Origin of the sequence: Bradyrhizobium sp. 199 (genome assembly GCF_023073355.1) — a bacterium.
Classification (GTDB): Bacteria; Pseudomonadota; Alphaproteobacteria; order Rhizobiales; family Xanthobacteraceae; genus Bradyrhizobium.
The window spans coordinates 665,164-684,046 of sequence record NZ_JADPJI010000008.1; the positions used below are offsets into that span (position 1 = coordinate 665,164).

Sequence of the window (18,883 nt, forward strand, 5' to 3'; positions counted from 1 at the left end):
GGCTGGTTAGCGGTTTTGAGCATCGCGGGCAGAGAGTCAATGGAGCGAGCAATGCACCGGACGCAGCCGGATAAAGCTGTTGCGCTGGTACGGACATCGCTGATCCGCGCCACCCTCGCCTTCGCGGTGATCGTCTGCGGGCTGTCGCTGCGCTGGTACGGCTTTCCACTCGGCCTGCCTGCATTCGTCGTGAAGTATGGCGGCTCGCTGTTGTGGGCCACGATGGTGTTTCTGCTGGCGGGGGTCTTGCTGCCGCAGCTGTCGCGCAACCAACTCTCGGCCATCGCGGCGGTGATTGCGGTCGTGGTCGAGTTCTCCCGCCTGGTGCACACGCCATGGCTTGATGCGTTCCGGCTGGCGACGGCCGGCGCGCTGCTGCTCGGGCGCATCTTCTCGCCGTGGAATTTGGTCGCTTACGCTGTCGGGATTGTGTTCGGCGTCTGGATCGACCGGCTCGCCGGGATGCGCGCTCTCGTAGGTTGGGCAAAGGCGCCTTAGCGCCGTGCCCACGATTTCTCTCCACGTGAGACAGGCTTGGGCACGCTTCGCTTTGCCGACCCTACCAGACCGGTGTTTTGCAACTCACTCCGCCAGCTGAAACCGCTCGAACCTATCAAGCTCGTCCTCGATCACCCGCTTGAGCTCCTTGCGCCCTGCCGTCTTCTTCCCCTGCCCGACCCAGGTCCATTTCTGCATCAGCAACCTCTTGGCCTGCCGGTCCGTCTTCAGGTCGAGCGCGGCGACGATCTCGTCGCCGACCAGCACCGGCAGCGCAAAATAGCCGAGCCTGCGTTTGGCCTTTGGCACATACGCCTCGAACAGGTGGTTGTAACCGAAGATGAGATTGGTGCGCTTGCGCTGGATGATCAGGGGATCGAAGGGCGAGAGGATGTGGACGAGATCAGGCGAGATCGCCTGACCGTTCGTCTCGAGCAAGGCCGGCGCCGCCCAATGCTCCTGCTTGCCGGCGCCATCGATCGCAACAGGCAGCAGCTCGCCGCGACGGACCCGGGAGGCGATCAGGCTCGCGACCGCCTTCTTGCGCGGCGCGTCGAGGTGGCAGATGGAATCGAGGCTCACCACGCCTTGCGAGCGCAGCGCACGGTCGAGCACATAGGCCGTGATCTCCTTCGTTGACGCGGGCTTCGGCAGCTTGTCCCAGCCGAAATGACGCGTCGTCAGTTCGTAGGTCTTGAGCATGCCCTGCCGCTCGCTGATGGTCACGGCACCGGTATAGAAGGCGAGTTGCAAGGCCCGCTTCGAAGGCTTGCGGCTCTGCCACAGATGCTCCTTCTCGGTGAGCACGTCATCCTCGATGTCGCGGATCGTCAGCGGACCGGCGCGCACCAGCCGCATCACCTTGCGCGTGTCGGCCGGCTTCACCGAGGCGAACCATTTGTGCCCCTCGCGGCGGTGCTCGCGCATCGCCGGGAGGAAGAAGCGGAAGTCGTCAGCCGGAACGTAAGAGAGCGCGTGCGTCCAATATTCGAACACGGTTTTGTCGACGCTTTGGGCGTGGCGCAGATCGGCGCGGCGATAGGACGGGATCCGGCTGAACAGGATATGATGATGGCAGCGCTCGATGACGTTGATGGTGTCGATCTGCACATAGCCGAGATGAGCGACCGCGTCGGTGACGGCCTGCGCTCCGTCGCCGAACGGCGTGCGCTGATCCAGCCGTTGGGCGTGCAGCCAGATCTGCCGGGCCTGTGTCGCGGTGATCGGAAGGGGTTTGGGCGGGCGTGACATTGCAGGAGGCAATGTAGCGGGATTCGCGGCGAGGCAAACAATAGAGACAAAGAAAACCGCGCTGCCATCTGCTGACAGCGCGGCCGGTCAACGAACGCTCAGCTATTTCGCGCTCATCTTCTGCGCCTTCATGTAGTGCTTGCAGGCACCGCGCATATTGCCTTTGCTCATCTCGGAGTTGGCTGAAGCCATTTCCTTGGCCATCCCCTGTTTGGCCGGCGAATCCACGGTTCCCATCGCGGTCAGCGACTTGCCGATCGCCTCGCCCGTACAGGGCTGCATCTTTGCTGCGGAAGCCGGCGAGGCTGCGAACGCGGCGAGCAGAACGGCCGAAAGCAAGATCTTCATCGAATGTTTCCTCCCTGAAACAGAACCGGCGCTATGCCGGCCACACGAGAACCATTCTTCAGCGACAAGTTTTCAGGGAGAAGACATTTCGTTGCTGCGCCGCAGCGCCAGCCCGCTATCAGCGTGCGGCTTTTGGGCGCTCCCCGACGCTGCCCGTGGCGACATCCGGCTCGCAGAAGGCCCTGCCGCGCCCCTCCGCCTGGCAGCGATAGACGTTGCCGGTGAGGCGGTCGACCAGCCACACATTATCGTCGGTCGGCCCTTCGATCCCGACATAGCGGGAGGTCAGCCCCGTGATCAGCGTCGACAGCAGGATCGCCACCGCAATCATGGCTGCACCGATATAGATGGGCATCGAATTCAGGAGCACTGTCCGATCCGGCGGGCCACTGCGATAGGACTGGTAATCACGCTGATAATCACTTGGCCTCGGCACTGGTCGGAACTCGGCTCCTTCATTCACGATGGCGGGCAAACATCCCGCTAGGCGTGCATCTGGCCGATTTGTTGTTCGCGAACGGGCCATGCGGCGACGGCATTGCGACGATCGGTGTGCAGAGGTTTCAGCCAAGTCTGCCCGCGCCTCGTCAAGTCGCAATCTCTGGCTGACCGCCTCCCCGCGACACCGGGGAATGGGCTCGCGCAGCTCAACGTGATTTCAATCACAGGGGCGGCCCCCGCTGCATGAACCACGCCGCGGGCAGCACGACCAATTCTGTTGGCGCGATCGGTCCCTGTTCCCGAAGCGGCCGCGAAATGCGCCGGTCCGCCGCCCGGAACGTCCGGAATGCGCTGGATGGGCCTGGAAGCGTCTGTCGCCTCCGTGACCAAGATCACATCAGGGCCTTTGAACCTGCTTTAGGCTCGCAGCATCAAATCGCTATCAGGCGTAACACCGAGGATATGACAATGACCCGTTTTGATAAGTTCTTTGGACTGAAGGCGATGACTCTCACCGCGGCGCTGTCGATGACCGCGGGCCTGGCCCTGGCCGGCGACAACAGCGTCTCCACCGACAAGATCCTGGATGCTCTGAAGCCAAAGCCGGCGACCCGCGGCCTGTCCGTCGGTCCGCAGGCCGACACGGCCGTGCAGGCCAAGGAAGCGAGCTTCCTGAACACCGTGCGCAACCGCTCCACGCGGTCGCTCTCGACCGGCGAGCGCGAGCAGATCGCCGAGCTCGCCGCGACCAAGCCGAAGATCGACCTGGAGATCCAGTTCGACTACAACTCGGCCGACATCGCCAAGACCTCGATGGCCTCGGTGCAGGCGCTCGGCAAGGCCCTGTCCGATCCGGCGCTCAAGGGCTCGACCTTCGTGGTCGCCGGCCATACCGACGCGACCGGTGGCGAAGCATACAATCAAGGGCTCTCTGAGCGGCGCGCCGACACCATCAAGAAGTATTTGGTGCAAAACTACGGCCTGAACGGCACCGATGTCGTCACCGTCGGTTACGGCGAAACCAAGCTGAAGGACGCCGCCAACGGCGCCGACCCGATCAACCGCCGCGTCCAGGTCGTGAACATGGACACCAAGACCGCGTCGAAATGACCGCAAGGTCACGAAGCACGCCGCCTGCCGCCCCGGCAGGCGGCAGTGTCATATCCAGCTCTGAAACAGCATCAGCCGGCCGAATGTCCGCATGGAAGTGCCGACGAAAGCTGCGGAAACCGGCAGCATGGTCGCAAAGCCGGCCGCGGCGACGCCGACATAGACCCACAGCAGCCAACGCGGCAGCCCCTCCCGGCGCAAAACATAGACCAGCGCGAGCGACGCCGCGGTGGCAGCCGGCAGGTAATAGTAGATGAATCCCAGTGTGCGCGGCAGCAACGCCCAGGCGAGCCACGGCCCGAAATAGAACGCCGCGATCAGGAAGGCATCCCAGCGCCGCGCCACGATGAAGTCGCGCAGCACCACAGTGAGCGCGATCAGCGCCGGCCACAGCACCAGCGGATTGCCGAGAAAGACGATCGCGGCGACGTTGTCCTCCGCGCCCTTGTCGAACAGGAACCAGACTGGACGGGCGAGCAGCGGCCAGGACGGCCACGAACTCATATAGGTGTGGCCGGCGATCGCAGTCGTCGTGTTGTCGGCGAAGATCCGGCGCTGCGCCTCGATCAGGTCCGGCAGCGACACGCCGTAGAGCGGAACGAAGGCGGCAAGGTAAGCCACGCCGGGCAAGACGGCGAAGCACAGCGCGACATGATGCAGCCTGAAGCTGGGCCAGAGGTCCGGCCGATACCAGTCGTCCGGCTTGGCGTCGGCGAACAGCGTGCGCCAGCCCTGCATCAGACGGATCACCGCGACGATGAGGATGCAGACGCCGAGCGGAAACAGGCCGCTCCATTTGCAGGCTGCGGCCAGACCGAACAGGCCGCCGGCGAGCGCGAACAGCGCCTGCGGCCGCTCTCGTCGAAAACCATGCATGAAGGCTGCGGTCGCGAGCAGACCGAAGGCGAGCGCAAAGATATCGAGCATGGCGATGCGCGCCTGCACGTACAGCATCTGGTTCGACCCCGCGATCAGCGCCGCCGCGATGGCCGGTCCTTGCGCCGAGAACAGTGCGAGGCCGCACAGATAGATCGCGACGATCGCCAATGCGCCGAACAAGGTCGCGGGATAGCGCCAGCCGAACGCATTGTCGCCGAACGCCGCGATCGAGGCCGCGATCAGCTCCTTGGCCAGCGGCGGGTGCATCGGGTTGAGCATCGGCTGCGACATGGCCGGCGCCAGCATCTGCCGCGCCGCCGGCACATAGTGCACCTCGTCGAAGACGAACTTGTCCGGCGTCGTCAGTCCGATCAGCAACGCGAGATGGGCGACCAGGAAGATCGCGACAGAAATGACTGCGCTCCGCGACATCTTTGGAACTGCGGACGGCTCAAGCGGCTGCTGTGGGGATGTTTTGCGTGGCAAATTTGCGTCACCGCGGACAAAAAAAGAGATCGCGATTTTCATTGAACGCATTCTGCCGCAACTGTCACTAAGCATAGCGCACGTCCCGCGCTGCTTGTGATAATTCCGCCACATCGCAAGCATGCGCGATCCGGTACGATCAGGGACAAATCGATCGGTTGCGAAATGAATTTGCGTTTCTGGCTTCTCCCCACCCTGTTGTTAGCCGCGTTATGTGCGGCGCCGTGCGCGCTGGCGCAGACGCGCGTCGGCGAAGCCGTCCTGATCCAGAACGAAGTGGTGCGCGTGGCCGCGACATCCACGCCGATCAGTGTCGGCGACAGCATGCTGCGCGACGAAACCGTGCGCACCGGGGCCGACAGCGCCGCGCGCTTCGTGATGGCCGACAGCACCAACCTGTCACTGGGCCCCAGCGCGACACTCAAGCTCGACCGCACCGTGTTCAACGACGAGCACAGCTATCGCGACGTCGCGATCCGCATGACCACCGGCGCATTCCGTTTCGTCACCGGACACTCCGAGAAGACGGCCTACAAGATCACGACGCCGCTCGCGACCATCGGCGTGCGCGGCACCACGCTCGACATCCTCTCGCAGCGCGGGCGCTCCGTCGTCGTGCTTCAGGACGGCGCGGCCAGCGTCTGCACGACGAGCTCTCAGTGCGTGCAACTCACTCAGCCGGGCGACACCGCGATCATCACATCGACCGGCGGCAAGGTCAGCATCACCAAGTCCAACACGCCGCCCTGGACCTTCGCCGCCAACTGTGCAGCGAGCGCCGGGTTGTGCGCGGTGAACCAGTACGCCGGTGCCTCGCCGACCATCACGCCGGCCGTCCAGGACGACGGCATGCTGTGCGGGCGCTGACGATGGTGGAGCTCTGCTTGAAGCGCTTTATCCTTGCGGGGCTTCTGACCTTGGCCGCTGCGCTTGCGTATGTCGCGTTCGATGTTCGTCCGGCCGCAGCCCAGGCGACGTGTGGATCCGAATGCGGCGAGCCGACGCCTTACCCGAGCTATTCACCGTCCCCAACGCCGACATATTCGCCGTCGCCCTCCCCCTCGCCCAGCCCCTACCCGTCATCGTCGCCGAGCCCCTATCCGTCATCCTCGCCGAGCCCGACGCCGACGCCGACCGGCGCGGATTCCAGCGGCAATTCGATCGGCGGCCTCGCCAACCAGCGCTTCAACCAGATGATCACCAACCGGGTGCTCGGCACGGTCCTGCTCGGCGTCAACGAGCAGGTCAATTGCAGCGACTGCATCAGCGCGTTCGGCTCGGCCGGCTCGTTCTCGGCCGGCATCCACGGCCGCAAAGAGCTGACGAATAATCTGTCGCTGCTCGCGGGCCTCGCCTACACGCACTACAACGAAGGCGGTTACAAAATCACGAGCGCACCGATCGGTGCGTTCGCGCTGCGCTACGACTTCACAGATTGGGGCTCCTCGCGCCCATTCTTCGATGTCGGAACGATCCTGACACCATGGGAGAAGGCGCGCTATACCCGCAGCTACAACACCAGTCTCGGTCCGGTAAGCGTGACGAGCTCGACCAACGCCTCGAACTACGCGGTCTACGGCCGCGCCGGCTGGATGAGCCGCGTGTCGCCGCGCGACGAGCTCGCAGCTTCGATCGAGGTCTGGCAGCTCTGGCAGCGCGTGTCCGGGTACAGCGACAATGCGGTGGCCTTCAATCCGTTCGACGCCACCATCGCGACCGGCACCGACCGCACCAGCCTGGTCAAGATCGGCGGCCAATGGACGCATCTCTACGGCAGCAACATCGAGGCCAACATCAATGGTGGCTGGGTGCAGTCGTTCGCGAGCCGCAGCGGCATCGTCGCCACCGTGACCGGCAACGGCGTGGTGGTGCCGACCATGGGCAACCAGGGCTGGTTCGAATATGGCGGCCGCCTGGGCTTCCGCGTACAAAAGGGCTGGGTCGTGGATCTCTTCGCCAACGGCACGCTGGGCCCGCAGCCGGTCGGCAACACCATCCACGGCGGCGTGGGGCTGCGGATCAATTACTAATTCCTCATGGTGAGGAGGCGCGCGAGCGCCGTCCCGAACCATGCAGCCCCGCTTTGGCAGCTTGGCCATTCATCCTTCGAGACGCTTGCTGCGCAAGCTCCTCAGGATGAGGAGCGCCGCCTTACGCCGAACCGCCACCGCCTCACGCGGCCGACTTGCCCTCGAACGCACGCCGCAGCACGTCAACGTCCAGCTTGACCATCTTCATCATGGCCTGCATGGCACGCGCGGCGGCAGCCTTGTCGGGGCTCGAGAGGAATTCGAACATCACTTTCGGCACCACCTGCCAGGCTACGCCCCAGCGATCCCTGAGCCAGCCGCATTTCTCTTCTTTGCCGCCATGGGCCAGAAACGCATTCCAGACGTGATCGACCTGGGGCTGGTCGTCGCAGTGAATCATCAGCGAGATGGCGTGGGTGTATTCCATCTTCATCCCGCCGTTGAGCGCGACCAGCGGCTGGCCGGCCACCGTGAACTCGACGACGAGCACGGAGCCCTCCTTTCCGGATGGGTTCTCCGAAACATTATGCTGGACGTGCGTGATCGCCGAATCCGGAACGAGCGAGACGTAGAATTTCGCGGCTTCCTCGGCATCGCCGTTGAACCACATGCAGGGCACGAGCTTGGACATCGGATGCTCCTCTTCAGTTAGCGTTCGGCGGATGGCGGTCAGGCAGTCGCCATGGCGGGCTGCGGAGGGGCTGCCGCCAGATCCATCCAGTTCACACCCCACATGTGACCATCGAGATCCTCGAAGCTGCGGCCGTACATGAAGCTGTATTCGTCCTTCGGACTGGGATCAGCCACGCCGCCGGCAGCCGCGGCCTTGCCGATGATATCGTCGACCTCGCTGCGGCTGTCCGCGGACAGGCAGAACAGGACCTGATTCGAGGTCTTGGCATCCGCGATCGGCTTCGGCGTGAACTGACGGAATTTGTCGTGGGTCAGCAGCATGGCGAAAATGGTCTCGGAAAAGACCATGCAGCTCGCCGTGTCATCGCAGAATTGCGGGTTCTTGACCGCGCCGATCGCCTCGTAAAAGGCGGTCGCGCGCTTGAGGTCGGTCACCGGCAGGTTGACGAAGATCATCTTGGGCATCGGAGGCTCCTTGGGCGGGTCTGCCCAAGGACGGACGACCAAGCTGCCATCCGACACGGCTTTTCGATTATTTTTCGGACCCCGCCTGCGAGGTTCTGCCGCACCGAGCCCGGCGCGTTGAGGCAGCCTCACTTCTTCTCGTTCGGATCGCGGTGCACCGGGTCGATCCACAGCACCGTTTCGGGCTTCTCGACCGGCTCGATGTCGAGGTTGATCGCCACCGCCTCGCCGTCGCTGCGCACCAGCACGCATTCCAGCACCTCGTCGGGACTGGCGTTGATCTCCTGGTGAGGCACGTAAGGCGGGACGAAAATGAAATCGCCGGGGCCTGCCTCCGCGGTGAATTGCAGGCTCTCGCCCCAGCGCATCCGCGCCTTGCCCTTCACCACATAGATCACGCTTTCGAGATGGCCGTGATGATGCGCGCCGGTCTTAGCATCCGGCTTGATGCTGACGGTGCCGGCCCACAATTTCTGCGCGCCGACGCGCGCGAAATTGATCGCGGCGGCGCGGTCCATGCCCGCCGTCGACGGAACATTGGTATCGAGCTGATTGCCGGGGATGACGCGCACGCCATCATGTTTCCAGCGCTCGTCATCATCGTGATCATGGTGCGTGTGATCATGGCCGTTCATTGGATTTACTTTCTGCTAGTTCCGCGCGCAACAAACTAACCAAAGCGGCCCTATCAGGCCATACCCAAAATCGGAACCCCCACAGAAGTCGGGCGTTGTCCTTGCGAGCAAACCGGATGGAGAATTTCATGAGCAGCACCACCGATAAAATCAAGGGCGCCACCAACGAGGCAATGGGCAAGGCCAAGCAGGGCATCGGCGAAGCCACCGGGTCCGACCGCATGAAGGGCGAAGGCGCAGTCCAGGAAGTGAAGGGCAAGGGCCAGCAGGCCATGGGCGACGCCAAGGACGCCGCGAAGGATGCGATGGATCGCGCAGCCGCAGCGACAAAGCGCGCAACGGAATAACGCAAGCGAGTTTGCGAACGAAGAGACCGGCCGAAAGGCCGGTCTTTTTCTATGCGCTTTCGAAGGCACCATCATTCCGGGGCGGTGCGAGAGCACCGAACCCGGAATCTCGAGATTCCCGGGTGCGCAATTGCCCACCTGAGGTCTGGTCCTTCGGACCATCCCGGAATGACGCTGCGCCGTCACTTCACCGCGAGCAATTCCACGTCGAACATCAGCGTTGCATTCGGCGGGATCACGCCGCCGGCACCGCGGGCGCCGTAGCCGAGCTGCGGCGGAATGATCAACGTCCGCTTGCCGGCAACCTTCATGGAGGCGACGCCCTCGTCCCAGCCGGCGATGACGCGGCCCTTGCCGATGGGGAATTCGAACGGCTCCTTGCGATCGACGGAGCTATCGAATTTCTTGCCCTTCTGGCCGTTTTCATAGAGCCAGCCGGTATAGTGCATCACGCAGGTCTGACCGGCCTGCGGCGAGGCACCGGTGCCGACCGTGGAGTCGATGATCTGCAAGCCTGAAGCTGTGGTCATGGTCTTTCCTGCGGTCTGGGCCGAGGCCGTGGTGGAAACGAAATGCGACACGCTGCTGATCATGGTGATCGCAAGTGCCGACATGATGGCGAGGAGCACGCGCTGGAGACGCTGCATAACAGACCTTCCGTTTGAGGCGGAAGGTGTCTAGCGCAACGCCGACGCGGTTTCCACCCCTCAGTCGAAGATCAATATCCCAGCGCGCAGCCGTCCTTGCGCGGATCGGAACCGCCGGTCAGCGTGCCCTTGTCCCAATCGATCCAGATCGCCTGGGCGCCGCCGAGCGGGCCGACCACGCTGGTGGTCTTGTGCCCGAGCTTCTTCAGGCCTTCGACGATGTCAGCCGGGACGCTGTCCTCGAGCTGATACTGGCCCTCGTAGTGCAGGCCGCGTGGCATATCGATCGCCTCCTGCACGTCGCAGCCATAGTCGAGAATGTTGGTCACCACATGGGTCTGACCAACCGGCTGGTACTGCCCGCCCATCACCGCGAACGGCATCACGGAGCGGCCGGCCTTTGTGAGCAAGCTCGGCATGATCGTGTGCAGCGGGCGCTTGCCGCCGGCGATGCAGTTGGGGTGGCCGGGCTGGATGCGGAAGCCGCCGGCGCGGTTCTGCAATAAGACGCCGGTCTTGTTCGAGACGATCGCCGAGCCGAACGAATGCGCGATCGAGTTGATGAACGAGCAGACGTTGCGGTCCTTGTCCACGACGGTGATGTAGATGGTCGAGGGATTCATCGGCGGCGCAACGTTCGGCAGGTCGAGCATGCCGTCCATGCGGATGTTGGCGATGTGCTCGTCGCAGAACTCCTTGGCGAGGATCCTGGCGACCTCGACCTGCATATGGTCAGGATCGGCGACATGCAGCTCGCGATGCATGTAGGCGATGCGCGCGGCTTCCGCTTCGAGATGGAAACGCTCGATGCTGAGCGGCGCGTATTGCGTCAGGTCGAACCGCGACAGGATGTTCAGCATCAGCAGCATGGTGAGGCCGGGTCCGTTCGGCGGGCACTGCCAGACGTCGTAGCCCTTGTACAAGGTGCCGATCGGCGAGGTCACTTCGGTGGTATGCGCAGCGAAATCGTCGAGCGTGTGCAGCCCGCCAATTCCCCTGAGGGTCTCGACCATGTCTTCCGCGACCTCGCCCTTGTAGAAGGCATCGCGGCCGTCCTTGGCGATCGCGCGCAGCGTCTTGCCGAGCTCGGCCTGTCGGATGACGTCGCCGGCCACCGGCGGCTCGCCGCCCGGCAACAAGTAACGCACGGTGTTGGTGCCACCCTTCAGCTTCTCGAACTGGTTCTTCCAGTCGAAGGCGATGCGAGGCGCCACCACGTAACCTTCCTCCGCCGCCTTGATCGCGGGCTGGAGCAGCCGGTCGAAACCGAACTTGCCGTGATCGCGCAAAACGGTCGCGAAGGCATCGACCACGCCGGGGATCGAAACCGCATGCGCCGAGGTCAACGGCACTGAGTTGATCTTGCGTTCGAGATACCAGTCGGCGTTTGCCGCCTTCGGCGCGCGGCCGGAGCCGTTATAGGCGATGATCTTGCCCTCACCCCGCGGCTGGATCAGCGCAAAGCAGTCGCCGCCAATACCGGTCGACTGCGGCTCGATCACGCCGAGCAGGGCCGAGCCAGCAACCGCGGCATCCACCGCCGTGCCGCCCTCACGCAGCACCTCGATCGCCACGAGCGAAGCCTGCGGGTGCGAGGTCGCCACCATCGCGTTGGTGGCGTGGACCGTAGACCTGCCGGGGAAATGAAAGTTTCTCATCGAATTTCTTGCTCTCTTGGCGGTGGATGCGCGCGCCGCGCCGTCTTAGGAAAAACCGGGTCTACATGACACATTCCGGCTGGCCGGGGCAATCCTGGCATACCAGGGAAATGGCTGCCATCCGCTGGACGTATAGGCTTTTGGAGGCCAGCGACTATGCGGGTTTTCCGAGCGGCGATCGCCTGCTAAACGAGCCGCCATGTCTGATCCGAATTCGCTCACCAAGGTCGCCGCCTTCTATCAATTCGCCGCCCTCCCGGATTGCCGCGAGCTGCGCGAGCCGCTGCGTGCGTTCTGCGCCGGCCTGAAGCTGAAAGGCAGCGTGCTGCTGGCGCAGGAGGGCATCAACGGCACCCTCGCCGGTGCGCCGGAGGCGATCGATGCCCTCGCTCATGAGCTGGCGCACGGCGATATTTTCGGCGGCAGGCTCGACCATCTCGAATTGAAATTCTCGGCCGCCGGAGCGATGCCGTTCGGGCGGCTCAAGGTGCGCCTGAAGAAGGAGATCGTCACGCTCGGCGATGAGGCTGCCGATCCGACCCGCCAGGTCGGCAACTACGTCGATGCGAGCCAATGGAACGCGCTGATCTCTGCACCCGACACGCTGCTGCTCGACACCCGCAACGCCTTCGAGGTCGCGATGGGCACGTTCGAGGGCGCCGTCGATCCCGGCATCAGGAGCTTTGGCCAATTCAAGGATTTTGCCGCAGTTGCGCTGGATCCAGCAAAGCATCGCAGGATCGCGATGTTCTGCACCGGTGGCATCCGCTGCGAGAAGGCGAGCGCGCATCTGCTCGCGCGCGGCTTTGCCGAGGTCTATCACCTCAAGGGCGGCATCCTCAAATATCTGGAAGAGGTGCCAGAGGCGCAGAGCCGCTGGCGCGGCGAATGCTTCGTGTTCGACGAGCGCGTCGCGCTTGGCCACGGTTTGCGCGAGCGGAGCTTGCTCGAACAAGATATGGAGCAAGGCCGTGACGAATGAGATCAAAAGTCTGGGCGAGCGCATCGACACGCTGGAAACGCGGCTCGCCTACCAGGACGACACGATCGAGACGCTGAACCAGACCATCACTGCGCAGTGGAAGCAGATCGATCTGCTGACGCGGAAGATCGCAGAGCTCGGCGAGCGGCTGCAGGAGGCCGAGGCGAATGCGCCCGGAGCTGCCAACGAGCCTCCGCCGCACTATTGAGCCAGTCTTACTGGCCGGATGCCTTGGGCAGCAGGTCCACGAGCTCGCCGGACATCATCAGGCGGTTGCGGCCTGCGTCCTTGGCGGCGTAGAGCGCCCGGTCGGCAGCTTCAACCAGCGAGGTCACCCCGGCCGTGCGCTCCAGCGCCGGCCGGCAGGTCGCACCGCCGACCGAGGCGGTGACGCATCCAGACGTCGGGCTGCCGGCATGAACGAGGCCGGCCCCGTGAATGGCAGCGCGGATCCGTTCCCCGACCCGGGCGCAGCCGGCGGCATCGGTGTTCGGCAGCAGCATGGCGAATTCCTCGCCGCCATAGCGCGCCGCCAGATCGTCGGCGCGTTGCGTCTCGGCCGCGACGATCTTTGCGACCAGGCGCAGGCAGGCATCGCCGGCGGGATGGCCGTATTCGTCGTTATAGGCCTTGAATTGATCCACATCGATCATCAGCAAAGCGAGGCTGGAGCGGTCGCGATAGGCGCGCGCCCATTCCTCCTTCAGCCGCTCGTCGAAGCGGCGGCGATTGGCAAGGCCCGTGAGGCCGTCCTCGATCGCAAGCGTCTCGAGCCTGGTTTCCAGCTTCTTGTGCTCGGTGATGTCGCGGGAGATCGCGACCACGCCGTCGACGCTGCCATTGTCCTTGCGCGTCACCCGCATGGTCGATTCAAGCCAGACCTCGCCGTTCTGCCGGTGCGCGTTGCGGTAGGTGAGGCGCGCCTCCTCCCTCTCGCCGCGTTTCATGGCGTCGACGACCGCCTGGACCTCCGGCAGATCCTCCGGATTGATGCCTGCCAGCGCCGGCGTGCCGAGCAATTGAGGGGCGCGCCAGCCGACGACGCGCGCGGACGAGGGCGAGACATAGCGCAGCCGCTCGTCGAGCCCGATGCGGGTCACCATGTCGCTGGAGCCTTCCGAGAGCAGGCGGAAATGCGCCTCCTTCTCAACCAGGGCCGCAGCCATGCGCTGGCCCCGCTGCAACTGCCGCACCAGCACGGCACCGATGACCGCAATCAGCATCACCAGCGCGATGACGTAGAGCATGCGGGAGATTGCGGCGGCGCGCCAGGGGGCGAGCAGTTCGGCCTTGTCGACGGTGGCGAGCAGGACAAGCGGATAGCGGCCGCTGCGCTTGAAGAAGCTAACGCGCTCGGCGCCGTCCAGCGGCGACTTGAAATGATAAGCGCCGCTCGACTTTTGCAGGCCGGCGTCGCGGAATAGGGGGGTGTCGGCGACGCTGCGGCCGACGAACTTGTCGTTGCTGGGGTTGCGCGCGATCATCAGGCCGTCGCCATGGGTGAGCGACACAGAGCTGTTGCGGCCGATCTCGAACTGCTCGTAGAAATGCGAAAGATATTTCGAGCTGATCGTGGCGAGCACCACGCCACCGAAACTGCCATCCGGCTTGTTGAAGCGGCGCGACAGGGTGACGACCCATTCGCCATCGAGCAAGCTCTTCACGGGGCGGCCGACATGGGCCTCGCGCTTGGGGGAAAGCTGGTGATAGCGGAAGAAGGCATCGTCAGTGAGGGTCGAGGCGATCGTGCCGGGCGAGGTCAGCCAGTTGCCCTGGTCGTCAATGATGGCAAGGCTGTGAATGCGCTCGATCGCCTTCTTGCGCGCATCCAGCAGGGTGCGCAGCTTTGCGATCGTGGCAGGCCCGGCGCCGTCCATCTCCAGCCGGCTGACGACGCCGACGACGCCGGAATCCAGGAGATCGAGGCTGTCCTCGGCATGCTGGGTGAGCGAACGGGCGACGTTCGCCATCTCGGTCTCGGCACCCCTGAGCACCGCATCGCGCGCGGCCCATTCGCGCCAGCCGCTGACGCCAAGGATGGTCGCGCAGGTCAGCGCGACGAATGCCGCCGCGCGTAGCGGCAGGCGGCTCCATCCAGCTCGTTGGGTAGCAGCATTCATGCAGCAAGGTTCTCCGACGTTCGGAACCTCTGCCGCTTCTGTTATTGAACCCTGAAAGTACCACCGGAATCGGCCGCGATGTGCCGGTATTCCGTAGTCGTACGGACGCAAGGATCAGCGCATCGCTAACAGGATATTAGCAAGCCGATCGGAATCCGGCGTCGCCCTCCGCTAGCTGAAGATGGCCTTAACCTTGGCCCAGAGCGAGGGATTGTCGGCATCCGCATCGGCCTTCGAGGGCGTCGGCTGGGTGGCGCTCACGGGATCGGACGCTGGGAACGTGTCTTTCAGCCCGGCGTCGAGCTTAGACTGGCGGTCGGCAGCGAGCGCTTCGTGCAGATCGTCGGCGTGCTTGTCATGCGGCGCGGGATTGAATGTCTCAGCCATGATGTCCTCCATCGGCTGGTCAACGCGGCCCTGTTGCGCTTGGTTCCCCTGTTCCGCTGCGGGCCGAGGCGGTGTATCAGGTGCCATAACCCTGTTCAGGACTATTTGTGCCCCAATCTGCAAAAAAGCCGTTCATCGACGTGCTCTCCGGCCAGCGCCAGAGCATCCCGCCCATGTGGATGATGCGGCAGGCAGGCCGCTATTTGCCGGAATATCGCGAGGTGCGCGCCAAGGCCGGTGGCTTCCTCGATCTCTGCTTCAACCCCGAGCTTGCGGCGGAGGTGACGCTGCAACCGATCCGCCGGTTCGGCTTCGATGCTGCGATCATCTTCTCGGATATTCTGGTGATCCCCTATGCGCTCGGCCGCTCGGTGCGGTTCGAGGTTGGCGAGGGTCCGCGGCTGGATCCCTTGGATGATCCCGCAAAGGTCGCGACGCTGGCACCGCGCGCCGAGCTCGGCAAACTCGCGCCGGTGTTCGAGGCGCTCAAGCTCGTGCGCCGCGCGCTGGATCCGAAGATCGCGTTGATCGGCTTCTGCGGTGCGCCGTGGACGGTCGCGACCTACATGGTCGCCGGCCAGGGCACGCCCGACCAGGGGCCGGCACGGATGATGGCCTACCGGCATCCGGAGGCGTTCGCGAAAATCATCGACGTCCTGGTCGAGAGCTCGATCGAATATCTGCTGGCGCAGCTCGCCGCCGGCGCCGATGCCTTGCAGATCTTCGACACCTGGGCCGGCGTGCTGCCGCCGGCCGAATTCGCGCGCTGGTCGGTCGAACCGACGCGGCGCATCGTGGAGGGCGTGCGGGCGAAAATGCCGGACGCGAAGATCATAGGCTTCCCGCGCGGTGCCGGCGCACAGCTGCCAGGTTATGTCGAAGCGACCGGCGTCGACGCGGTCAGCATCGACTGGACCGCGGAGCCGGCCTTCATCCGCGAGCGCGTTCAGAGCAAGGTCGCCGTGCAGGGCAATCTCGATCCGCTGGTGCTGATCACAGGCGGCGCCGCGCTCGACCGCGCGGTCGACAACGTGCTGGCCAATTTTGCGCAAGGTCGCCTGATCTTCAATCTCGGCCACGGCATCCAGCCGGAAACGCCGATTGCCCATGTCGAGCAGATGATCAAGCGCGTGCGGGGCTAATCCGTCCCCCTTCCTAAGGGGCGGAAAACATAAAACGCGAAAACAACCCCATGCACAGTAGACAAGTCATTGATAAAGCTGGGCGTGCATCACGCGGCTCAGACGCACGTTTGACGCGTCGGGCAAAACAGGCGCAGAATGCCATCGTCCCAGCAATGATCGTTTCGTAAGGCAGCTAGCGCGGCCGGCTGCGCTCGATGATCTCGGCGGCGCCCTTACCCAGCAGATCCAGTCCCACGGCACGCCCGAGCTCGCGCGGGCGATTGGCGGGACCTGCACGCGAGGTTTCGATCATGGTATTGCCGGAGAGATCGAGCACCGATGCGGCAAGCGACATTTGACCGCCGGCGATGGTCGAGAAGGCCGCCACCGGCGAATTGCAGTGGCCGTTCAGCACCCACAAGACCTCGCGCTCGGCGTCCGCGCTGGCATGCGCGGCAGGATCGTCGATCGACGACAGGATTTTTCGCGTTTGCCAGTCCTGCGCAGCACATTCGACGGCGACGATGCCCTGCCCCGCCGCGGGCAGCATCTCCACCGCCGAGAATTCGTAGGCGATACGGCTAGCGAGGCCGACGCGGTCGAGGCCCGAGCGCGCCATGATCAGCGCGTCGGCCGGGCCGACGGCGCCGCCATCCGGCAGGCGCTGCTTCTCGCCATTGTCGAGCTTGCGCACGCGCGTGTCGGCGGCGCCGCGGAAGTGGATGATCTCGACGTCGGGAAACAGCCGTCGCGCATAGGCAGCGCGGCGGACGGCATTGGTGCCGATCTTCAAGCCCTTGCCGCGGGACTGGCGCAGCGCCTGCAGTGTTACGCCGTCCCGCAACACCAGCGCGTCACTGGCCGGATCGCGCGACAGCGTGGCGCCGATGACGAGGCCCGGCGTGTCCTCATTACCCGGCATGTCCTTCAGCGAATGCATCGCCGCGTGCAGCTCGCCCGACAACACGGCGGCGCGGATCTGCGCCACGAAGGCGCCGCCCTTGCCGCCATGCGGCAACAGCTTGCTGGTCTGGTCAAGATCGCCCGTGGTGTCGAACTTGACGATCTCGACGTCGAGACCGGGCACCGCGGCGGTCAGGCGGCGCGCGATCTCTTCCGTCTGTGCCAGCGCCATCGCGCTCTTGCGGGTGCCGATCCGAAGTCGAATAGTCAAGCTGTCGTCCTTTCACTGCGCGAGACTACCGCGCATCCTCCAATATCATGTCGGAGGCCTTTTCGGCGATCATGATGATCGGCGCGTTGGTGTTGCCCGAGACAAGGTCCGGCATGATCGAGCCGTCGACGATGCGAAGGCCTTCGAGCCCCCTGACCTTCAATCGCTGATCGACCACGGCGAGCGCGTCGTTGCCCATACGACAGGTCGAGGTCGGATGGTAGATGGTGCTGCCGCGCTCGCGGCAATAATCCAATAGCTCGGCATCCGTGGATACCTTCGCGCCGGGATCGTACTCGCTGACAACAAACGGCTTCATCGCCGGCGCATTCAGGATCTTGCGCAGGATCTTCAGGCCCTCGACGTTGGTGCTGCGGTCGGTCTCGGTCGACATGTAGTTGATCCGGATCTCCGGCGGCACCGTCGGGTCGGCGCTCCGGATGCGCAAGCTGCCGCGACTTTCGGGGCGAAGCTGACAGACGGACGCCGTGAAGCCGGAGAAATCGTGCAGCTTCTCGCCCATCTTGTCGGTCGAGAACGGCAGGAAATGCACCTGGATGTCGGGCGAGGCCAACCGCGGGCTGGTCTTGAAGAACGCGCCGGCGGTGCCGGCCGCGATGGTCAGCCAGCCCTTCCGGAACAGCGCATAGCGCGCGCCGGCCATGGTGCGGCGAAGCGGATGATTGACGGTGTCGTTCAGCGTGATCTTTTGCGAGCAGCGCATGACGATGCGGACCTGCATGTGATCCTGGAGATCGTGGCCGACGCCCGGCGCGTCCAGCACGACATCGATGCCGTGCTTGCGCAGGAGGTCGCCGGGGCCGACGCCGGAGAGCTGCAGCAGCTGCGGGGAGTTGTAGGCCCCGCTCGACAGCACGATCTCTCTGCGCGCGCGGGCGCGGCGCAGGTTCGCGCCTTGGCGGTATTGGACGCCGACGGCGCGGCGGCCCTCGAACAGCACGCGCTGGCCGAGCGCGCCAGTTTCGATCTTGAGATTGCCGCGGGTCTTTGCCGGGCCGAGATAGGCCACCGCGGTCGAGGCGCGGCGGCCGTTGCGCGTCGTGGTCTGGAACAGGCCGACGCCTTCCTGCGTGGCGCCGTTGAAGTCAGGATTGTACGGCAGACCGGTCTCGACCGCAGCGTCGATGAAGGCCTTTGACAGCGGATCGGTCACGACCATGTTGGACACCGGCAGCGGACCGCCGCTGCCATGATACTGATCGGCCCCCCGCGACTGGTTCTCGGCCTTCTTGAAATAGGGCAGCACGTCGTCATAGCCCCAGCCGGTGTTGCCGAGTTGGCGCCAGCGGTCGTAGTCCTCATGCTGGCCACGGACATAAAGCAGACCGTTGATCGAGCTCGATCCGCCCAGCGTCTTGCCGCGCGGCTGGAACACCTGCCGTCCCTTCAGCTCGGGCTCCGGCTCGGTCTGGTACATCCAGTTGACGGTCTTCTCCTTGAACAGCTTGCCGTAGCCGAGCGGCACGTGAATCCAGATGTTGGAGTCCTTCGGGCCGGCCTCGAGCAGCAGGACGCTGTGCTTGCCGTTCGCCGAGAGTCTATTGGCGAGGACGCAGCCGGCGGAGCCGGCGCCGACAATGATGTAGTCGAATTCGGGATCGCTTGGTGCGAGAGAGGAGTTTGCGGTCATCTGTTGCTAGTCTTCTT

21 protein-coding genes are annotated in these 18,883 nt (G+C 64.4%); 8 read left to right on the forward strand and 13 right to left on the reverse strand.

Going from position 1 to position 18,883, the window contains the following annotated elements; all coding sequences use genetic code 11:
- Positions 1 to 51: 51 nt before the first annotated feature.
- Positions 52 to 498: a DUF2809 domain-containing protein gene (locus tag IVB28_RS25590; RefSeq protein ID WP_247529860.1), complete on the forward strand. Its 447-nt coding sequence runs from the start codon at positions 52 to 54 to the stop codon at positions 496 to 498.
- Positions 499 to 582: 84 nt separating this feature from the next.
- Here the strand turns inward: IVB28_RS25590 and IVB28_RS25595 are convergent, their stop codons facing one another.
- The 3 genes from IVB28_RS25595 to IVB28_RS25605 form a co-directional block, all read right to left on the reverse strand.
- Positions 583 to 1,749, reverse strand: coding sequence for a crosslink repair DNA glycosylase YcaQ family protein (locus IVB28_RS25595; protein ID WP_247529861.1), 1,167 nt, complete (start codon positions 1,747 to 1,749; stop codon positions 583 to 585).
- 102 nt (positions 1,750 to 1,851) lie between these two features.
- Complete coding sequence (locus IVB28_RS25600) at positions 1,852 to 2,097, reverse strand: hypothetical protein (protein WP_247529862.1); 246 nt, start codon at positions 2,095 to 2,097, stop codon at positions 1,852 to 1,854.
- Between the two features lie 118 nt (positions 2,098 to 2,215).
- Positions 2,216 to 2,452 carry a hypothetical protein gene (locus IVB28_RS25605; protein ID WP_247529863.1) on the reverse strand — a complete coding sequence of 79 codons (237 nt, stop codon included), beginning with the start codon at positions 2,450 to 2,452 and terminating at the stop codon, positions 2,216 to 2,218.
- A gap of 554 nt (positions 2,453 to 3,006) precedes the next feature.
- Between IVB28_RS25605 and IVB28_RS25610 the strand changes: the two genes are divergently transcribed.
- Positions 3,007 to 3,648, forward strand: coding sequence for an OmpA family protein (locus IVB28_RS25610; RefSeq protein WP_247529865.1), 642 nt, complete (start codon positions 3,007 to 3,009; stop codon positions 3,646 to 3,648).
- A gap of 48 nt (positions 3,649 to 3,696) precedes the next feature.
- Here IVB28_RS25610 and IVB28_RS25615 read toward each other — a convergent pair whose 3' ends face one another.
- Positions 3,697 to 5,127, reverse strand: a complete 1,431-nt coding sequence (locus tag IVB28_RS25615; RefSeq protein ID WP_247530169.1) for a glycosyltransferase family 39 protein — start codon at positions 5,125 to 5,127, stop codon at positions 3,697 to 3,699.
- A 51-nt stretch (positions 5,128 to 5,178) separates the two neighbouring features.
- Between IVB28_RS25615 and IVB28_RS25620 the strand changes: the two genes are divergently transcribed.
- Together IVB28_RS25620 and IVB28_RS25625 are read left to right on the forward strand one after the other, a co-directional pair.
- The gene (locus IVB28_RS25620; RefSeq protein WP_247529866.1) at positions 5,179 to 5,880 is read left to right on the forward strand and encodes a FecR family protein; all 702 of its coding nucleotides are present in this window, start codon (positions 5,179 to 5,181) and stop codon (positions 5,878 to 5,880) included.
- Between the two features lie 2 nt (positions 5,881 to 5,882).
- Positions 5,883 to 7,043: a hypothetical protein gene (locus IVB28_RS25625; RefSeq protein WP_247529869.1), complete on the forward strand. Its 1,161-nt coding sequence runs from the start codon at positions 5,883 to 5,885 to the stop codon at positions 7,041 to 7,043.
- 142 nt (positions 7,044 to 7,185) lie between these two features.
- Here the strand turns inward: IVB28_RS25625 and IVB28_RS25630 are convergent, their stop codons facing one another.
- From IVB28_RS25630 to IVB28_RS25640, 3 genes are all read right to left on the reverse strand, one after another.
- Positions 7,186 to 7,674, reverse strand: coding sequence for a VOC family protein (locus IVB28_RS25630; protein ID WP_247529871.1), 489 nt, complete (start codon positions 7,672 to 7,674; stop codon positions 7,186 to 7,188).
- Between the two features lie 38 nt (positions 7,675 to 7,712).
- The gene (locus tag IVB28_RS25635; RefSeq protein WP_247529874.1) at positions 7,713 to 8,141 is read right to left on the reverse strand and encodes a VOC family protein; all 429 of its coding nucleotides are present in this window, start codon (positions 8,139 to 8,141) and stop codon (positions 7,713 to 7,715) included.
- A 128-nt stretch (positions 8,142 to 8,269) separates the two neighbouring features.
- The gene (locus IVB28_RS25640; RefSeq protein ID WP_247529875.1) at positions 8,270 to 8,776 is read right to left on the reverse strand and encodes a cupin domain-containing protein; all 507 of its coding nucleotides are present in this window, start codon (positions 8,774 to 8,776) and stop codon (positions 8,270 to 8,272) included.
- A 128-nt stretch (positions 8,777 to 8,904) separates the two neighbouring features.
- Between IVB28_RS25640 and IVB28_RS25645 the strand changes: the two genes are divergently transcribed.
- The gene (locus IVB28_RS25645; protein WP_247529876.1) at positions 8,905 to 9,123 is read left to right on the forward strand and encodes a CsbD family protein; all 219 of its coding nucleotides are present in this window, start codon (positions 8,905 to 8,907) and stop codon (positions 9,121 to 9,123) included.
- 182 nt (positions 9,124 to 9,305) lie between these two features.
- Here the strand turns inward: IVB28_RS25645 and IVB28_RS25650 are convergent, their stop codons facing one another.
- A complete protein-coding gene (locus IVB28_RS25650) occupies positions 9,306 to 9,770 on the reverse strand; it encodes an FKBP-type peptidyl-prolyl cis-trans isomerase (RefSeq protein WP_247529877.1) in 465 nt (154 codons plus the stop codon).
- A gap of 71 nt (positions 9,771 to 9,841) precedes the next feature.
- Positions 9,842 to 11,428: a gamma-glutamyltransferase gene (gene ggt, locus IVB28_RS25655; RefSeq protein ID WP_247529878.1), complete on the reverse strand. Its 1,587-nt coding sequence runs from the start codon at positions 11,426 to 11,428 to the stop codon at positions 9,842 to 9,844.
- A gap of 199 nt (positions 11,429 to 11,627) precedes the next feature.
- On the opposite strand from ggt, the gene IVB28_RS25660 reads away from it, so the two are divergent.
- Together IVB28_RS25660 and IVB28_RS25665 are read left to right on the forward strand one after the other, a co-directional pair.
- Positions 11,628 to 12,410 carry a rhodanese-related sulfurtransferase gene (locus IVB28_RS25660; RefSeq protein WP_247529879.1) on the forward strand — a complete coding sequence of 261 codons (783 nt, stop codon included), beginning with the start codon at positions 11,628 to 11,630 and terminating at the stop codon, positions 12,408 to 12,410.
- Positions 12,400 to 12,618 carry a SlyX family protein gene (locus IVB28_RS25665; RefSeq protein WP_247529880.1) on the forward strand — a complete coding sequence of 73 codons (219 nt, stop codon included), beginning with the start codon at positions 12,400 to 12,402 and terminating at the stop codon, positions 12,616 to 12,618. Before IVB28_RS25660 ends, IVB28_RS25665 begins: the two co-directional genes overlap by 11 nt.
- A gap of 7 nt (positions 12,619 to 12,625) precedes the next feature.
- On the opposite strand, the gene IVB28_RS25670 is transcribed toward IVB28_RS25665, so the two are convergent.
- Positions 12,626 to 14,530: a diguanylate cyclase gene (locus tag IVB28_RS25670; protein WP_247529881.1), complete on the reverse strand. Its 1,905-nt coding sequence runs from the start codon at positions 14,528 to 14,530 to the stop codon at positions 12,626 to 12,628.
- 171 nt (positions 14,531 to 14,701) lie between these two features.
- Positions 14,702 to 14,917, reverse strand: coding sequence for a hypothetical protein (locus IVB28_RS25675; protein WP_247529882.1), 216 nt, complete (start codon positions 14,915 to 14,917; stop codon positions 14,702 to 14,704).
- A gap of 107 nt (positions 14,918 to 15,024) precedes the next feature.
- Between IVB28_RS25675 and hemE the strand changes: the two genes are divergently transcribed.
- Complete coding sequence (hemE, locus tag IVB28_RS25680; RefSeq protein ID WP_247529883.1) at positions 15,025 to 16,059, forward strand: uroporphyrinogen decarboxylase; 1,035 nt, start codon at positions 15,025 to 15,027, stop codon at positions 16,057 to 16,059.
- A 175-nt stretch (positions 16,060 to 16,234) separates the two neighbouring features.
- Here hemE and hemC read toward each other — a convergent pair whose 3' ends face one another.
- Complete coding sequence (gene hemC / locus IVB28_RS25685) at positions 16,235 to 17,215, reverse strand: hydroxymethylbilane synthase (RefSeq protein ID WP_247529884.1); 981 nt, start codon at positions 17,213 to 17,215, stop codon at positions 16,235 to 16,237.
- A 25-nt stretch (positions 17,216 to 17,240) separates the two neighbouring features.
- Complete coding sequence (locus tag IVB28_RS25690) at positions 17,241 to 18,866, reverse strand: choline dehydrogenase (protein WP_247529885.1); 1,626 nt, start codon at positions 18,864 to 18,866, stop codon at positions 17,241 to 17,243.
- Positions 18,867 to 18,883: the final 17 nt, after the last annotated feature.

What these genes read in the sequence shown, in the direction of transcription:
- IVB28_RS25670 (WP_247529881.1), bottom strand. Translation starts at nt 14,530, where the DNA reads ATGAATGCTGCTACCCAACGAGCTGGATGGAGCCGCCTGCCGCTACGC.
- IVB28_RS25690 (WP_247529885.1), bottom strand. Translation starts at nt 18,866, where the DNA reads ATGACCGCAAACTCCTCTCTCGCACCAAGCGATCCCGAATTCGACTAC.
- IVB28_RS25600 (WP_247529862.1), bottom strand. Translation starts at nt 2,097, where the DNA reads ATGAAGATCTTGCTTTCGGCCGTTCTGCTCGCCGCGTTCGCAGCCTCG.
- IVB28_RS25625 (WP_247529869.1), top strand. Translation starts at nt 5,883, where the DNA reads ATGGTGGAGCTCTGCTTGAAGCGCTTTATCCTTGCGGGGCTTCTGACC.
- IVB28_RS25590 (WP_247529860.1), top strand. Translation starts at nt 52, where the DNA reads ATGCACCGGACGCAGCCGGATAAAGCTGTTGCGCTGGTACGGACATCG.
- IVB28_RS25650 (WP_247529877.1), bottom strand. Translation starts at nt 9,770, where the DNA reads ATGCAGCGTCTCCAGCGCGTGCTCCTCGCCATCATGTCGGCACTTGCG.
- IVB28_RS25630 (WP_247529871.1), bottom strand. Translation starts at nt 7,674, where the DNA reads ATGTCCAAGCTCGTGCCCTGCATGTGGTTCAACGGCGATGCCGAGGAA.
- IVB28_RS25605 (WP_247529863.1), bottom strand. Translation starts at nt 2,452, where the DNA reads ATGCCCATCTATATCGGTGCAGCCATGATTGCGGTGGCGATCCTGCTG.
- IVB28_RS25620 (WP_247529866.1), top strand. Translation starts at nt 5,179, where the DNA reads ATGAATTTGCGTTTCTGGCTTCTCCCCACCCTGTTGTTAGCCGCGTTA.
- ggt (WP_247529878.1), bottom strand. Translation starts at nt 11,428, where the DNA reads ATGAGAAACTTTCATTTCCCCGGCAGGTCTACGGTCCACGCCACCAAC.
- IVB28_RS25640 (WP_247529875.1), bottom strand. Translation starts at nt 8,776, where the DNA reads ATGAACGGCCATGATCACACGCACCATGATCACGATGATGACGAGCGC.
- IVB28_RS25635 (WP_247529874.1), bottom strand. Translation starts at nt 8,141, where the DNA reads ATGCCCAAGATGATCTTCGTCAACCTGCCGGTGACCGACCTCAAGCGC.
- IVB28_RS25645 (WP_247529876.1), top strand. Translation starts at nt 8,905, where the DNA reads ATGAGCAGCACCACCGATAAAATCAAGGGCGCCACCAACGAGGCAATG.
- IVB28_RS25660 (WP_247529879.1), top strand. Translation starts at nt 11,628, where the DNA reads ATGTCTGATCCGAATTCGCTCACCAAGGTCGCCGCCTTCTATCAATTC.
- IVB28_RS25595 (WP_247529861.1), bottom strand. Translation starts at nt 1,749, where the DNA reads ATGTCACGCCCGCCCAAACCCCTTCCGATCACCGCGACACAGGCCCGG.
- IVB28_RS25615 (WP_247530169.1), bottom strand. Translation starts at nt 5,127, where the DNA reads ATGTGGCGGAATTATCACAAGCAGCGCGGGACGTGCGCTATGCTTAGT.
- IVB28_RS25675 (WP_247529882.1), bottom strand. Translation starts at nt 14,917, where the DNA reads ATGGCTGAGACATTCAATCCCGCGCCGCATGACAAGCACGCCGACGAT.
- IVB28_RS25610 (WP_247529865.1), top strand. Translation starts at nt 3,007, where the DNA reads ATGACCCGTTTTGATAAGTTCTTTGGACTGAAGGCGATGACTCTCACC.